Source organism: Stenotrophomonas sp. GD03794, from assembly GCF_029842145.1.
GTDB classification, from domain to species: Bacteria; Pseudomonadota; Gammaproteobacteria; order Xanthomonadales; family Xanthomonadaceae; genus Stenotrophomonas; species Stenotrophomonas riyadhensis.
In genome coordinates this window covers 161,712-175,611 of sequence record NZ_JAOCFV010000003.1, presented here as the reverse complement: position 1 = coordinate 175,611, position 13,900 = coordinate 161,712, and the positions used below count along the sequence as shown (strand labels likewise).

The 13,900-nt window shown below is 62.6% G+C and carries 14 protein-coding genes; 11 read left to right on the top strand and 3 right to left on the bottom strand.

Annotated features, from left to right (window positions below; translation table 11 throughout):
* The first annotated feature begins 45 nt into the window (after window positions 1-45).
* The 7 genes from folD to N5D91_RS03195 all read left to right on the top strand — a co-directional run bounded on the left by folD (window position 46) and on the right by N5D91_RS03195 (window position 7,206).
* Window positions 46-924 (top strand): bifunctional methylenetetrahydrofolate dehydrogenase/methenyltetrahydrofolate cyclohydrolase FolD, encoded by an 879-nt coding sequence (folD, locus tag N5D91_RS03225; protein ID WP_014036908.1) that lies wholly within the window; start codon window positions 46-48, stop codon window positions 922-924.
* 491 nt (window positions 925-1,415) lie between these two features.
* The gene (gene guaB / locus N5D91_RS03220; protein WP_075676539.1) at window positions 1,416-2,873 is read left to right on the top strand and encodes an IMP dehydrogenase; all 1,458 of its coding nucleotides are present in this window, start codon (window positions 1,416-1,418) and stop codon (window positions 2,871-2,873) included.
* Between the two features lie 107 nt (window positions 2,874-2,980).
* Entirely contained in the window at window positions 2,981-3,457 is a 477-nt protein-coding gene (locus tag N5D91_RS03215; protein ID WP_180855630.1) for a hypothetical protein, read from the top strand.
* Window positions 3,454-5,019: a glutamine-hydrolyzing GMP synthase gene (gene guaA, locus N5D91_RS03210; RefSeq protein WP_180855625.1), complete on the top strand. Its 1,566-nt coding sequence runs from the start codon at window positions 3,454-3,456 to the stop codon at window positions 5,017-5,019. Before N5D91_RS03215 ends, guaA begins: the two co-directional genes overlap by 4 nt.
* A gap of 121 nt (window positions 5,020-5,140) precedes the next feature.
* The gene (locus N5D91_RS03205; protein WP_180855626.1) at window positions 5,141-5,902 is read left to right on the top strand and encodes a hypothetical protein; all 762 of its coding nucleotides are present in this window, start codon (window positions 5,141-5,143) and stop codon (window positions 5,900-5,902) included.
* Between the two features lie 365 nt (window positions 5,903-6,267).
* The gene (locus N5D91_RS03200) at window positions 6,268-6,657 is read left to right on the top strand and encodes a TIR domain-containing protein (protein WP_180855627.1); all 390 of its coding nucleotides are present in this window, start codon (window positions 6,268-6,270) and stop codon (window positions 6,655-6,657) included.
* Window positions 6,658-7,206 (top strand): hypothetical protein, encoded by a 549-nt coding sequence (locus N5D91_RS03195; RefSeq protein ID WP_279907081.1) that lies wholly within the window; start codon window positions 6,658-6,660, stop codon window positions 7,204-7,206.
* Between the two features lie 141 nt (window positions 7,207-7,347).
* On the opposite strand, the gene N5D91_RS03190 is transcribed toward N5D91_RS03195, so the two are convergent.
* Window positions 7,348-7,704 (bottom strand): hypothetical protein, encoded by a 357-nt coding sequence (locus N5D91_RS03190; RefSeq protein ID WP_180855629.1) that lies wholly within the window; start codon window positions 7,702-7,704, stop codon window positions 7,348-7,350.
* Between the two features lie 549 nt (window positions 7,705-8,253).
* On the bottom strand, window positions 8,254-9,171 hold the full coding sequence (locus N5D91_RS03185) for a LysR family transcriptional regulator (protein ID WP_248860385.1): 918 nt from the start codon (window positions 9,169-9,171) through the stop codon (window positions 8,254-8,256).
* A 95-nt stretch (window positions 9,172-9,266) separates the two neighbouring features.
* On the opposite strand from N5D91_RS03185, the gene N5D91_RS03180 reads away from it, so the two are divergent.
* The 3 genes from N5D91_RS03180 (at window position 9,267) to N5D91_RS03170 (ending at window position 11,501) form a co-directional block, all read left to right on the top strand.
* Complete coding sequence (locus N5D91_RS03180) at window positions 9,267-10,106, top strand: type 1 glutamine amidotransferase domain-containing protein (RefSeq protein ID WP_180854757.1); 840 nt, start codon at window positions 9,267-9,269, stop codon at window positions 10,104-10,106.
* A gap of 98 nt (window positions 10,107-10,204) precedes the next feature.
* Window positions 10,205-10,936 carry a hypothetical protein gene (locus N5D91_RS03175; RefSeq protein ID WP_088025737.1) on the top strand — a complete coding sequence of 244 codons (732 nt, stop codon included), beginning with the start codon at window positions 10,205-10,207 and terminating at the stop codon, window positions 10,934-10,936.
* A gap of 109 nt (window positions 10,937-11,045) precedes the next feature.
* A complete protein-coding gene (locus tag N5D91_RS03170) occupies window positions 11,046-11,501 on the top strand; it encodes a hypothetical protein (protein WP_258011568.1) in 456 nt (151 codons plus the stop codon).
* Between the two features lie 12 nt (window positions 11,502-11,513).
* On the opposite strand, the gene N5D91_RS03165 is transcribed toward N5D91_RS03170, so the two are convergent.
* The gene (locus N5D91_RS03165; protein WP_180854756.1) at window positions 11,514-12,932 is read right to left on the bottom strand and encodes a hypothetical protein; all 1,419 of its coding nucleotides are present in this window, start codon (window positions 12,930-12,932) and stop codon (window positions 11,514-11,516) included.
* Between the two features lie 129 nt (window positions 12,933-13,061).
* On the opposite strand from N5D91_RS03165, the gene N5D91_RS03160 reads away from it, so the two are divergent.
* On the top strand, window positions 13,062-13,844 hold the full coding sequence (locus N5D91_RS03160) for a 3-hydroxybutyrate dehydrogenase (protein ID WP_180854755.1): 783 nt from the start codon (window positions 13,062-13,064) through the stop codon (window positions 13,842-13,844).
* Window positions 13,845-13,900: the final 56 nt, after the last annotated feature.

Below are 13,900 nucleotides of genomic sequence, written 5' to 3'. Positions count from 1 at the left end.
TGAATCGGGGACAATAGCGTCCCCGCCGCCCCACGCCTGCTCCCGATGACCGATTCCGCCCCCCAGCTTCCTGCCCGCATCCTTGATGGCCGCCGTATCGCCGAGGACCTGCTCGACAGCCTGAAGGTGCGCGTCGATGCGCGCGTGGCCGCCGGCGGCAGCCGCCCGGGCCTGGCCGTGGTGCTGGTCGGTGGCGACCCGGCCTCGACCGTGTACGTGCGCAACAAGCGCCGTGCCGCCGAGAAGGTCGGCATCGAAGCACATGACTACGATCTGCCGGCCGGTACCACCGAAGCCGAGCTGCTCGACCTGATCGACCAGCTCAACGCCGACCCGAAGATCAACGGCATCCTGATCCAGCTGCCGCTGCCGGGCATCCCCGATGCGCGCCGGCTGATCCAGCGCATCGACCCGCGCAAGGACGTGGACGGCTTCCACCCGGAAAACGTCGGCCACCTGGCCCTGCGCGAGTTCGGCCTGCGCCCGTGCACCCCGCGCGGCATCACCACGCTGCTGGGCCACACCGACCAGCCGGTGCGTGGCCGCAACGCCACCATCGTGGGCGTGAGCAACCACGTCGGCCGCCCGATGGGCCTTGAGCTGCTGATTGCCGGCTGCACCGTGACCAGCTGCCACAAGTTCACCCCCAAGGACGTGCTGGAACAGGCCGTGCGCAACGCCGACATCCTGGTGGTGGCGGTGGGCCGCCCGGGCATTGTGCCGGGCGAATGGGTGAAGCCGGGCGCGGTGGTGATCGATGTGGGTATCAACCGGTTGGATGACGGCCGGTTGGTGGGCGACGTCGGGTTTGAGGCGGCTGCCCAGCGGGCGAGCTGGATCACCCCGGTGCCGGGTGGTGTGGGCCCGATGACCGTGGCCACGTTGATGCAGAACACGTTGGAAGCGGCGGAAGCGCTGAGCTGACCTTTTGGGGTGGGTGCCGACCGTTGGTCGGCACAATGTGGACATGCGGATGACCCGCTCCTGGTAGGTGCCAACCTTGGTTGGCACGATCTGTCCGGTGTCTGGACCCCAGATGGGGTGAGGGCCTCTCCCTGTTTGTGCCAACCAAGGTTGGCACCTACCAAAGGCAGTTCCAGGACTGGCCCGAGTGATCCTCTTAAGGTGGGTGCCGACCGTTGGTCGGCACAATGCTGGGGCAGGCCGATGACCCGCTCCTGGTAGGTGCCAACCAAGGTTGGCACATCCATCGGGGCCATCGGCCCATCTGGGGCACCGGTGCCGGACGGATCGTGCCAACCAAGGTTGGCACCCACCAAAGGCGGTATGCCGTCGGCCCCGACGGCCCCCCTGAACCAATCACCGCCCGCGCGACACTGCGTCGCATCTACCCCCTGCCACAGGGCGCGAAAAAGGGGTAAAATGTCGCGCTTCCCCACATCTCGGGTATGCCGATGCTGCGCATCCAGGCTGAAGCACTCACTTACGACGACGTCTCGCTCGTCCCCGCCCACTCGACCATCCTGCCCAAGGACGTCAACCTCGAAACGCGGTTGACTCGCGACCTGAAGCTGAAGCTTCCGATCCTGTCTGCAGCCATGGATACCGTCACTGAAGCCCGCCTGGCCATCGCCATGGCCCAGCTCGGCGGCATGGGCATCATCCACAAGAATCTCAGCCTGGAACAGCAGGCCGCGGAAGTGGCCAAGGTCAAGAAGTTCGAGGCCGGTGTCATCCGCGACCCGATCACCGTCGGCCCGGAAACCACCATCCGCGACGTGCTGGCCCTGACCCAGGCGCACAACATCTCCGGCGTGCCGGTGGTGGGCAGCGACGGCCTGCTGGCCGGCATCGTGACCCACCGCGATATGCGCTTCGAGACCGAGCTGGACGATCCGGTCCGCCACATCATGACCAAGAAGGATCGCCTGATCACGGTCAAGGAAGGCGCCGCCAGCGATGAAGTGCTGCAGCTGTTGCACCGCAACCGCATCGAAAAGGTGCTGGTGGTCAATGATTCGTTCGAACTGCGTGGCCTGATCACCGTCAAGGACATCCAGAAGAACACCGACTTCCCGAACGCTGCCAAGGATCTGTCGACCCGCCTGCTGGTCGGCGCGGCCGTCGGCGTGGGTGGCGATACCGATCGCCGCGTGGAAGCGCTGGTCGCCGCCGGGGTGGACGTGATCGTGGTCGATACCGCGCACGGCCACTCGCAGGGCGTGCTGGACCGCGTCAGCTGGGTCAAGAAGAACTTCCCGCACGTGCAGGTCATCGGTGGCAACATCTGCACCGGCGAAGCCGCACTGGCGCTGCTGGACAGCGGCGCTGACGCAGTGAAGGTCGGCATCGGCCCAGGCTCGATCTGCACCACCCGCGTCGTCGCCGGCGTCGGCGTGCCGCAGGTCACCGCCATCGACCTGGTGGCCGAAGCGCTGCAGGACCGCATCCCGCTGATCGCCGACGGTGGCATCCGCTACTCGGGCGACATCGGCAAGGCGCTGGCCGCCGGTGCCTCGACCATTATGGTCGGTGGCCTGCTGGCCGGTACCGAGGAATCGCCGGGCGAGACCGAGCTGTACCAGGGCCGTTCGTACAAGAGCTACCGCGGCATGGGCTCGCTGGCTGCCATGGAGAAGGGGTCGAAGGACCGCTACTTCCAGGACGCCGCCACCGCCGACAAGCTGGTGCCGGAAGGCATCGAAGGCCGCGTGCCGTACCGCGGCCCGGTGGGCGGCATCATCCACCAGCTGATGGGCGGCCTGCGTGCCACCATGGGCTACGTGGGCTGCGCCACCATCGAAGACATGCGCAGCAAGCCCAAGTTCGTGAAGATCAGCGGCGCCGGCCAGCGTGAGAGCCACGTCCACGACGTGACCATCACCAAAGAGCCGCCGAACTACCGCGCCTGATGCGCTTGCGAACCGCTCTTGCGATTACGGGCAGCCTGCTGATGGCAGGCTGTTCGTTGTCCGAACCGCCGCCGCGCTCCGGGTCTCCGGGCGCGGCGGTTTCGCAATTGCAGGACGTGCAGGCGTGCCAGAACGCGTTCTCGCTGCCGAAGGGCTGGCAGGTGCAGGCCGCTGGCGAACAGCGTTGGCTGCTGAAAGGTACTGGCGAGCGCCCGCTGCAGGTCACCCTGCAATGCATTTCCGAGCTGCTGCACGGGCCGGATGATCCGGTGCTGACGCCGGTACTGGGCGCGCTGGAGCCCGCACGGATGAGCGTGCGCTGGGCGTCCTGGGGCGCTGCGGATTCGGGCGTCTCGATGGCAGCGCTGCAACGGCGCATCGTGCCCGGCACCGAAGTGCAGGAAATCGCCGAGCTGCCGCGCGCCGACCGCTCCAACCCCAACGCACCGCACGGGCTGCTGATGCTGCGCTGGGACGAGGAAGACACCTCACATATTCAACAACGCGAGGCGTTCATCGCCACGCTGACGCAGAGCCTTGAAGCGCCGGGCGCTGCGAAAAACACCACTGGAACGGCACCATGACCAACATCCATAACGACAAGATCCTCATCCTCGATTTCGGCGCGCAGTACACGCAGCTGATCGCCCGCCGCATCCGCGAGCTGGGCGTCTACTGCGAAATCTGGGCGTGGGACCACAACCCGGCCGACATCGCCGCGTTCGGCGCCAAGGGCATCATCCTGTCCGGTGGCCCGGAATCGACCACGCTGCCGGGTGCCCCGGCCGCGCCGCAGGAAGTGTTCGACAGTGGTCTGCCGATCTTCGGCATCTGCTACGGCATGCAGACCCTGGCCGCGCAGCTGGGCGGTGCCACCGAAGCCGCTGACCAGCGCGAATTCGGCCACGCCGAAGTGAACGTGATCAACCCCGATGCACTGTTCAAGGGCCTGAGCGACCACGGCGGCGAGCCGAAGCTGAATGTCTGGATGAGCCACGGCGACCACGTCTCCGTTGCGCCGCCGGGCTTCACCATCACGGCCACCACCGACCGCATTCCGGTGGCCGCCATGGCCAACGAAGAAAAGCGCTGGTACGGCGTGCAGTTCCACCCGGAAGTGACCCACACCCTGCAGGGCCAGGCGCTGCTGCGCCGCTTCGTGGTGGACGTGTGCGGCTGCCAGACCCTGTGGACCGCCGCCAACATCATCGACGACCAGATCGCCCGCGTGCGCGAACAGGTGGGCGATGACGAAGTGATCCTGGGCCTGTCCGGCGGCGTCGATTCGTCCGTGGTGGCTGCGCTGCTGCACAAGGCCATCGGCGAGAAGCTGACCTGCGTGTTCGTGGATACCGGCCTGCTGCGCTGGCAGGAAGGCGACCAGGTGATGGCGATGTTTGCCGAGCACATGGGCGTGAAGGTGGTGCGCGTGAATGCCGCCGACCGTTATTTCAAGGCACTGGAAGGCGTGAGCGACCCGGAAGCCAAGCGCAAGATCATCGGCAACCTGTTCGTTGAGATCTTCGATGAAGAGTCGAACAAGCTGAAGAACGCCAAGTGGCTGGCGCAGGGCACCATCTATCCGGACGTGATCGAGTCGGCCGGCAGCAAGACCGGCAAGGCGCATGTGATCAAGAGCCACCACAACGTGGGCGGCCTGCCGGAGCACATGAAGCTGGGCCTGGTGGAGCCGCTGCGCGAGCTGTTCAAGGACGAAGTGCGCCGCCTGGGCGTTGAGCTGGGCCTGCCGCGCACCATGGTCTACCGCCACCCGTTCCCGGGCCCGGGCCTGGGCGTGCGTATCCTGGGTGAAGTGAAGCGCGAATACGCCGAACTGCTGGCCAAGGCCGATGCCATCTTCATTGATGAGCTGCGCAAGGCCGACCTGTACGACAAGACCAGCCAGGCGTTTGCTGTGTTCCTGCCGGTGAAGTCGGTGGGCGTGGTGGGCGACGCGCGGGCGTATGAGTGGGTGATTGCGCTAAGGGCGGTGGAGACGATCGACTTCATGACCGCGCATTGGGCGCATCTGCCGTATGAGTTCCTGGGTACGGTGAGCAACCGGATCATCAATGAGTTGCGGGGGGTGTCGCGGGTGGTTTATGACATCTCGGGGAAGCCGCCGGCGACTATTGAGTGGGAATGAGTTGAGAGAACGAGGGCGCCGAGAGGCGCCCTTGTTGCTTCTGAAATATGGTCAGATGATTGCACCATAACTGCGCTGGTGCATCTGCGGAATACTAGGGAGTAGCATCTTGAGGATCATAATGCCGTGCCCTTCGTGCTTAGATGCTGAGCTCGAGGCGCGTGATGGATTGTTCGGAGATGGCATTGACCTTCCAACGATTGCAGTGCACGTTCAGGATATGGGTTTGTATCGTGAACATTGCTTGGAAGGGCATTCTCTAGTTGTCCTGCTTGAAAATCAGCCTTACGAGTTGCTTTTTGAAAGCGGTCTGGAAGCCTTCGTGGAAGGATATTTTCGTGAATCAATCAGTAGTTTTGCGGCTGCGCTAGAGCGATTGTACGAGTTCTCAATTCGTGTCCAGTTGATTTCCGATGGTATCGATGCGGTGGCTGTTGATGATATGTGGAGAGGCGTCTCCTCCCAATCGGAGAGGCAGCTAGGGATGTACATAGGCATTCGAACTTCAAAGGATGCCACTCCGCCGAACGTTCTCGGGCAATCGATGACGAAACTTCGAAACTCCGTCATCCACAAAGGTTACTTTCCAAAAATTGAGGAGGCACATGCCTTCGGTGAGGCGGTCTACGATCTTATTGGGGCGGAAATTTTTCGCCTGAATGAACGCTTCGGAAGTTCTTTTCAGATTGTTAAGGCGATACGCCGCGCCAAGATATATGCCGAGCTAAAGGAAGGCGAAAGCCCCCAGGTGCTCTTCTTGGGGCTGGCTGTGAGTCGCGCCAATGAATTGTCTTTTTCTGGAATAGTTGATATTGCTCGATCTTCGATGCTGAAGCGGCGAAATGTTGAAGTGCCGGCCGGTCGGCAGTCGGGAGGCCGCTGATTCTTAGGGATTGATAGCTTTTTTGGGGCAGGTGAATCTATGTCTTAGGAGTCGGACTGTGATTGCTACCGTCTCCTTTCAATGCTGTGCGCTCAGGCGTACTCGATGGGTCGGAATCGATTGATCTTCGGCCATTTGTGCCTTGGTGTGAGGGCACTTGCTGACAACTGCCAATCGCCATAAGATCAGGTCGAACCTGTCGGCTGAATGATTTTTGAAGGTTGAGTCGGGGATGTTTTCGACTAAGGGGGGCTCGGTTGCTATGTGCTCGCGTGTTCGATCAGTGCCTAATGGCACTGTTCCGACGGCTTCGTGCATTCGTTGGGGCGGAGTGATTTTTATAATCAGCTAAAGGAGATGCTGAAATGGCAAAGAAGCGTGCGTTCATTAGTTTTGACTACCACAATGACGAGGGGACTAAAGTCATGTTGGCAGGTCAAGCTAAGCTCCCTGATAGTCCTTTTGAATTTAAGGACAATTCGGTTAATGATCATCTCACGGGTGATTGGAAGGAGAAGGTGAGGCGTCGGCTTGACAATGTTGATGTGGTGATCGTTCTCTGTGGGCATCGCACGCATACTGCAGAAGGTGTCGCGGCTGAATTGCGTATCGCAAAGGAAAAAGGCAAACCATACTTCCTGCTTGCCGCGTACAACGACAACAAATGTACTAAGCCAACTAGTGCTAGCGCGGACGACAAGATTTATAGCTGGACCTGGGATAATTTGAAGGTCCTTATTGGAGGGGCTCGATAAATGGTTGACGTCCCTCAGGGAAAGTTATGGAATGAAATTCCAGAGGGGGCCACTTATCCATCAAATGAAAAGTGGTACTCCCACCTTCTTGATCAGTACAGGCTGTACGTTGAAATGGCGGACCGTATCAGCCAGCGGAGAACGACAGCTAACACGTACTTTCTCAGTGTGAATTCCGCAATTCTCGCTTTTGTCGGATATCTGACCTCAAAAGATAGTCCTGAGTACATGTGGCTTCTTGCTGTGGCTGGTGGCATGCTTACTCTGTTTTGGTACAACATAATTATTGCTTATAAGAATTTGAATACTGCTAAATGGCAGGTAGTGCAGGATATTGAGAAGAGACTGCCGATCAGTCCGTATGGCGCTGAATGGGATGCTGTTCAAAGAGGAACAAATCCGAAGCTATATAGACCAATTTCGCACATTGAAAGTTGGGTGCCATGGGTTTTTTTTCTTCTCCACTTCATCGTCTTCTGTAAGACGTTTCCTTGGTCGAGTGCGACCAAATTCATTGGCTCGACCATGCGCTGCGTTTCGGGTGGATGAGTGGAGGTTGTTTGTTCGCGCTGGATCGGGCATAACCGAATGACTTGCCTGCTGACTTGCGTGGCATCCGATGATTGGTCCTTCGCCACATCATTTGCTCGATGCTAGTTGCGCTACGGTTTCGACTTGCGAGAGCTTGCTCTACTCCGGCCTAACCTCCCGACAAGCCCACTCAACTAACCCTCGGCAAGCCAGAAACAGCCCATCCACCACCCCCTCATCCAAATGCCGCTCTGGCTCCGCTGCCACCCGGCAGCGGTCTGCCGCGTGCAGCAGCTCCAGCACCGTCAGCGCCCCCACCATTGCCCGCTCGGTCCTCGCCAGGCTCACGCGGCGCCCGGGTGATACGTCGTTCTCCGGCCAAGGATGCCCGTCAGCCCCCTCGCAGCCGCGCATGCGCTTGAGGATGCCGAGCAGGGAGTTCAGGTCGGGCAGGGGAGTGTCGTCGTTGATGGGCTCAACAACGGTGTACGAGGAGAAGGTGTCGGGTTCGTTCATGGCGTCGGCTTCCGTGGCTGTGCTTAACAGCGCCACCGCGAAGAGGTGGCGGACGATGCGTGGCTGCAAACCGGGACGAAGCAACGAATGACCGGTGGGTCCGAAGACCCCCACGCACCGCCCGCCAGATAGGCCGACGGATTGCCCGCCGGCACCGGTTAAGGACGGTGCCGACGGGCAAGCGTAAACAACAGTCGTTGCTCATCGCGGGTTTGCAGACCCGGAGCCACCCGTTGTCGGTGGCGCACCATGGTGTTTACGCAGCCGCTTCGAATGCCAATAGAAATTCGCGAAGGAATCGTCGAATCCGAGAGCGAAGAACTATTGTTGCACGCCCCCTTCGTGCAGCACGCGACGCCAGCAGACGCATTCGCGCAGCTGCTCTGCTGATAGCGAATCAAAGTGGCGCAATCGCCCATGCCACAAGCGAATAGCGCGACGGCCTCCTTTGCAACAGTTCTTAGTCCGCCTCGCCAAGCAACGGCGCCCGATCAGCCGCACACTCCGAAAAACGGTTCAAACCCGACACCGTTGACAAGCCACCCGGCTTCAACCAACGCCATCCTCAGCCGCATTCCCCACCAGCAACTCAATCATCGCCCTTGCCGCAGCCGACTGCCTCCGATGCGGGGCATAGATCACCGAGAACGGCCGCGACCGCCCCCGCAACTGCGGCAGCACTTCCACCAGCTCCCCACGCTGCAATCGCTCGCGCACGATGAACTCAAAGCTCTGGCAGATGCCGATGCCCTGTTCGGCCAGCGACACCACGCCCAGCACATCGTCGGAGGTCTCGATGGACGAACGCGGCAGCCAGTCCACGTCGCGTCCGCCGTCGCGGAAGATCCACGGCGCCAGCCGCCCGGTGCGGGGCATCACGAAGGGCAGGCACAGGTGCTGCTGCAGATCGTCCAGCGTCTGCGGCGTGCCGCGGCGCTGCAGGTAGTCCGGCGCGGCAACCAGCTGCAGCGGGGCATCCTCCAGCTGTCGCCCCACCAGCCCGCTGTCCGGCAGTTGGCCCAGGCGGATGGCCAGATCGAAGCCTTCGGCCACCAGGTCCACGTTGCGGTTGGTGATGTTCAGTTCCACCTGCACCTGCGGGTACTGCTGCGCAAAGCGCGCCAGCACGGGCGGCAGCCGGTAGTGGCCATAGGTGGTGGGCACGCTCAGGCGCACGCGGCCGGCCAGCGCACCGTCCTGGGCCAGTACGTCGCGCTCGGCGTCATCCAGCAGGCCGAAGGCAGTGCGCACCTGTTCCCGATAGAGCCGCCCGGCGTCGGTCAGGCCCACGCGGCGGGTGGTCCGCTGCAGCAGCTGCCGGCCCAGCCGCGCTTCCAAGCGGGTGACCGCGCGGCTCAGCACCGAGGGCGTGGTGGACAGCGCCACGGCGCCGGCGGTGAATGAGCCGTGCTCGACCACCGCCAGGAACACTTCCACATCGCCAAGGTAATCGAACTTTCGGCTCATTTGGCTCTCCGGAGAACAGATGTTTTGCGATGGGGCCAATTTATCGCCGCTGCGGCGATCAATAAAGTGGTGATCAATCCCCGATAGGAGCTCCCGTGAACCTGATGACTCGACTGGCCGCAACCCTGGCCCTGACCCTGGCCGCTACCGGCGCGCATGCCGCCAACGTGCTGGTGGTGCTGTCCGACGAAAACCACCTGGAACTGAAGGACGGCAAGGTGCTGTCTACCGGCTTCTTTCTCAACGAGCTGATGCAGCCGGTCAAGCTGCTGCTGGACGCGGGTCACGAGGTGACCTTCGCCACGCCGCAGGGGCGCGCGCCGACGGTGGACGCGTCTTCGGTGATGCCGATGTACTTCGGCAACGATGCCGCGCAGCTGAAGCTGCACAAGGACCTGCTGGAGAAGCTGGCATTGACCTCTTCGACGGCCTCGCCCGTGGTCAGCCTGGCGCGCGTCGAGCAGCAGGGCTATGCGCGTTTCGATGCGGTCTATATTCCCGGTGGCCACGCGCCGATGCAGGATCTGCTGAAGAGCCCGGCGCTGGGCCGGCTGCTGGCCGACTTCCACCAGCGCAACAAGACCACCGCATTGGTCTGCCACGGGCCGATCGCGCTGCTGTCCACGCTGCCGGATGCTCCGGGTTTCGTGGCGAAGCTGGAGGGCGGTGCGACGCCGGCTATGCCGAAATGGATCTACAGCGGCTACCAGATGACGGTGATCAGCAACCAGGAAGAAGCGCTGGCTAAACCGCAGTTGGGTGGTGGCGAGATGAAGTTCTACCCGCAGACCGCGTTGCAGCGGGCGGGTGCGAAGTTCAGCAGCAATGCCGCGCCGTGGACCGGGCATGTGGTGGTGGACCGCGAGCTGATTACCGGGCAGAACCCGGCTTCGGCGCTGGAGGTGGGGCAGCGGTTGGTGGAGCGGTTGAAGTAGGGCGGGCTCTGCATCGCATGCGGTGCCGTGGCACCATGGTGGACTGGCCTCGTCCTTCCGGGCGGGGCCGTTTTCCCAGGGAAGCCCTCGAACACGACATGCGAACGTCCTTCTTCATTCTCTCCGCCCTGTGCCTTGGCCTGCTGTCTGGCTGTGCCAGTGGCCCGGAGGAGCACGCCTCAAGCCGCGAGATCACCGGTGCGTTCGTGGCCGACGATGGCCAGCTGTACCTGTTGCCGCGCTTTGAAGAACCGATGCGCTTCAATGCTGCACCGTTCCGCGAGTACCGCGCGCTGATGGACAGCCCGCTGCGCGAGGCGGTGGCCTGCGCGCAGATGTACTTCCATGAGGACTGGCGCGACCCGGCCAACAAGGCCAAGGTACACGGCAGCTATGCGCTGCTGCTGCGGCCGGAGCAGGTGACACCGGAACAGGCCGCGCAGTTCAAGCTGGAACGGATTGAGGTGCTCCCGCGCGAGGCGAAGTATGTGGATGAGCGTGCGCGCTACTACCTGCCGCAGGACCGGAGCCGTTATGCGCTGGCGTTTGATCGGGCCTGCAATCTTTCCAAGAAGGGCGGCAGCTATTACAGCGCGCTGTTCGAGGGCGACGGCGAGCGGGTGAAGTTGCCGGATGCCGCTGCGCTGGCGGAGAAGGGGAAGCTGGCGCAGCCGATCAGTGCTAGGGCGCAGCGGATCCTGCCGGAGCGGGAGGACAAGCCGGGTGTTGGGACAGCGGCCGGCAAGGTGCTGGGCGCGGCGTTGATTCCTGTGGCGGTTCCGGTGTTTGTGTTGAGCCTGCCGTTCCTGGGGCCGGATCATTGGAAGTGATGGGGCGTTGAAGCCGAAGCATCCACGCGTGGCGTGGACCTATTCGGGCGTCGTTAGTGCCTGAACGTTCATCCTGGAGATCTGTGTGCCAAGCACATTGGAGGTTGTTTTGAAGACCGCAGGCTTCATTGTCCTCGCGGCACTTCCGTTGGTGATCCTTTGGTTCATCCTTCGGCAAATGTCAGCGAGAGCCCGTTCGGCGTTGGGATCAGGGTTGCGTCTGAATCCCCCGCGCCGGATCTCCGGCACGTCCATGACCCTGGTGATGGTGGATGGCAAAGAGGATCGGGAGCACTACTTCTTCGACACAGAATTCTTTTACCTGCGGCGGGGCCCGGTACCCACGGCGGTTCCGCTCTCGCAGATCACCTCAGTCACACGAACGTCCGACGTCATCTATGCGCGCTATGTCTGGCAGGTATGCTTCAGCAGAGCATCGGGTAGAAAGTGCGTGACGTTCACTAACAACCTTTCGCTGTTCAACCGCGACTTTCTGCTCTTTCTGGAGGCGGTGCGGAAGGCTAATCCGCTCGCGACCGTTGAGCGAGCGAGTCTGTTCTTCTGAGTGCTGGATGATTCAGATATGCGGACGTTGAGGCAGTGAATCCACGCGTGGCGTGGATCTACAGCTTGGCCTGCCGCCAGTCACACAGCTTGCCCGCCAATGCTCCCAGGCCTTGGCATCGATGCCGGCCTTCAGTGCGATGGCCTGCAGCTCCGCCCAATTCCCCGGCGAAGGCGCGGCCAGCAGCCCGCGCATGAAGGCCTGCATTTTCGCTTCGCCCACTTGCTTTTCCAGCGAGAGCAACAGCAAGGGCGCATAGACGTAACGATACCTCTCGCCCAGATCCGAGTTGCCGTCGATGGCATCGAACGCGGGCAGCGGCTTTTCCTGCTTATCGATGGCCGACTGCAGTCGCGCGATGTAGCGATCCGCCGCGGCATCGCCACTGATCTCGCGCAGCGCCTTGATCGACAGGAACTCTGCGCTGGATTCCAGCAGCACCCAGAAGTAGGGGCCGTGCGGACGGTTCAGCGTGCCGAAGTAGTAATGGCCCATTTCGTGCGCGATGTACTGCACGCGTCGCTCGGCCTTTTCGCTACCAGCCAGCAGTGAGTCGGCCACGTTGCCGATGCTGCCGCTCATGGCGATGGTCGGCCAGGTGGCAAAGCCCCATTCGCTGCCCTCGCGGTCGCGCTCGATCTGGTTGAGGGTGACCATGCGCAGGAAGGTGGGGCGGTCGGCCAGCGGCACCCCCATGTAGCGGCTGTGCACGTCGGCTATCTTCTGCACCGTGCTGGACAATGCATCAACCTTGGCCTTGGGCAGGGTCTCGTTGAGGACCGTGACCTGCGCGGTGCGGGTGATCGGGCCGCTGCCGCCGAACAGCAGGATCGGCCGTGCGTTCTCGCTGCGGAAACGGCCCTGCGCGCCTTCGATGGCGGGGCTGCCGTTGAGATACAGGAAGCGGCAGCCGGCGCAGTCCACCTGCAGGTCGTAGCGGCTTTCGCTGCTGCGTACGCGGGCCTTGGGGTCGAATGCCTGCGGCAGCCAGGCGGACTGTTCGGTGAAGCGGGCGCTGTCGCCGTTGAAGGCCATCAGGCCCTTGAAATCGGTTGGGGCATCGTGCCGGGCGTAGATCGGGAAGGCACCCACATACTGCACGCAGAGCGTAGCGGATGGCTTGGCCACGGTGTATACGCGTGCCTCGCCATCCACCCCGGGGGCGTACCATCCTTCGAAATCCAGCGGCGCGCCATCGCCATCGGTCACCCGCGCGACATTCAGGCCCGCGTTGAGCACGAAGGTGTTGAGTGACCCGGCAGGGCGGTTGGACACGCAGACGTCGCCCTCGACGCGGCCACTGGCAATGTCCAGCCGCGCGCTGCCGGTGGTAAGTGGCGTCGCGGCCTGAGCGGGCGGCGTGGCCTGGCTGATGGCAGGGGCGAGCAGTGCGGCAACAACGGCGGGCAGCAGGGCCTTGCAGGGGTTCATCGGGCCAGCCATGGGTGGATTGCGCTGACTATAGGGGTAATGTGAAAGTCTGCCGAGAGGGGGGGCATCCACGCATGGCGTGGACCCAGAGGGCTACACTGGTTGCCTGTGCCCGTTGGAAGCTCGCCCATGTTCAGTGGAAAGGTTGCGGTGGTTACCGGTTCCACCAGCGGTATCGGTCTTGGCATTGCCACCGCACTGGTGCGGCAGGGTGCCGACGTCGTGCTGAATGGCTTTGGCGATGCAGCGGAGATCGAACGTATCCGTACCAACTTGGAAACCGAGTTCGGCGTACGGGTGGCGCATGATGGCGCAGACCTGTCCCGTGGCGAGGCAGTGCGCGAAATGATCGCCCACGCCGTTGCGACGATGGGCCGCATCGACATCCTGGTGAACAACGCGGGTATCCAGCACACCGCTTCAATCGACGAGTTTCCCGTAGAGAAGTGGGATGCGATCCTGGCGCTGAATCTCTCGGCGGTGTTCCATGCAACGGCGGCGGCCTTGCCGCACATGAAGCAGCAGGGCGCCGGCCGCATCATCAACATCGCATCCGTGCACGGCCTGGTGGGCTCGGTGAACAAGTCGGCCTATGTGGCGGCCAAGCACGGCGTGGTGGGGTTCACCAAGGTAACCGCGCTGGAGAACGCGGGCACCGGCATCACCGCCAATGCGATCTGTCCGGGTTGGGTGCGGACCGCGCTGGTCGAGCAGCAGATCACCGCGTTGGCCGAGCGCGAAGGCACGGATCAAGAAACCGCCGCGCGCGCGTTGCTGGCCGAAAAGCAGCCCTCGTTGCAGTTCGTGACGCCCGAGCAGCTGGGAGAAATGGTGGTGTTCCTGGCCTCGGACGCCGCGGCCCAGATCACCGGCACGGCGCTGCCGGTGGATGGAGGCTGGACGGCGCGCTAACTGCAGGTGTTCGGAGTAAAGAGGGGACAGGATAAGACAGCCAGCTGGATGGCGGG

Excerpts from the sequence above, each read along its gene's own strand:
- folD (WP_014036908.1), top strand. The coding sequence starts at position 46 with ATGACCGATTCCGCCCCCCAGCTTCCTGCCCGCATCCTTGATGGCCGC.
- guaB (WP_075676539.1), top strand. The coding sequence starts at position 1,416 with ATGCTGCGCATCCAGGCTGAAGCACTCACTTACGACGACGTCTCGCTC.
- guaA (WP_180855625.1), top strand. The coding sequence starts at position 3,454 with ATGACCAACATCCATAACGACAAGATCCTCATCCTCGATTTCGGCGCG.
- N5D91_RS03205 (WP_180855626.1), top strand. The coding sequence starts at position 5,141 with ATGCCGTGCCCTTCGTGCTTAGATGCTGAGCTCGAGGCGCGTGATGGA.
- N5D91_RS03200 (WP_180855627.1), top strand. The coding sequence starts at position 6,268 with ATGGCAAAGAAGCGTGCGTTCATTAGTTTTGACTACCACAATGACGAG.
- N5D91_RS03195 (WP_279907081.1), top strand. The coding sequence starts at position 6,658 with ATGGTTGACGTCCCTCAGGGAAAGTTATGGAATGAAATTCCAGAGGGG.
- N5D91_RS03190 (WP_180855629.1), bottom strand. The coding sequence starts at position 7,704 with ATGAACGAACCCGACACCTTCTCCTCGTACACCGTTGTTGAGCCCATC.
- N5D91_RS03185 (WP_248860385.1), bottom strand. The coding sequence starts at position 9,171 with ATGAGCCGAAAGTTCGATTACCTTGGCGATGTGGAAGTGTTCCTGGCG.
- N5D91_RS03175 (WP_088025737.1), top strand. The coding sequence starts at position 10,205 with ATGCGAACGTCCTTCTTCATTCTCTCCGCCCTGTGCCTTGGCCTGCTG.
- N5D91_RS03165 (WP_180854756.1), bottom strand. The coding sequence starts at position 12,932 with ATGAACCCCTGCAAGGCCCTGCTGCCCGCCGTTGTTGCCGCACTGCTC.
- N5D91_RS03160 (WP_180854755.1), top strand. The coding sequence starts at position 13,062 with ATGTTCAGTGGAAAGGTTGCGGTGGTTACCGGTTCCACCAGCGGTATC.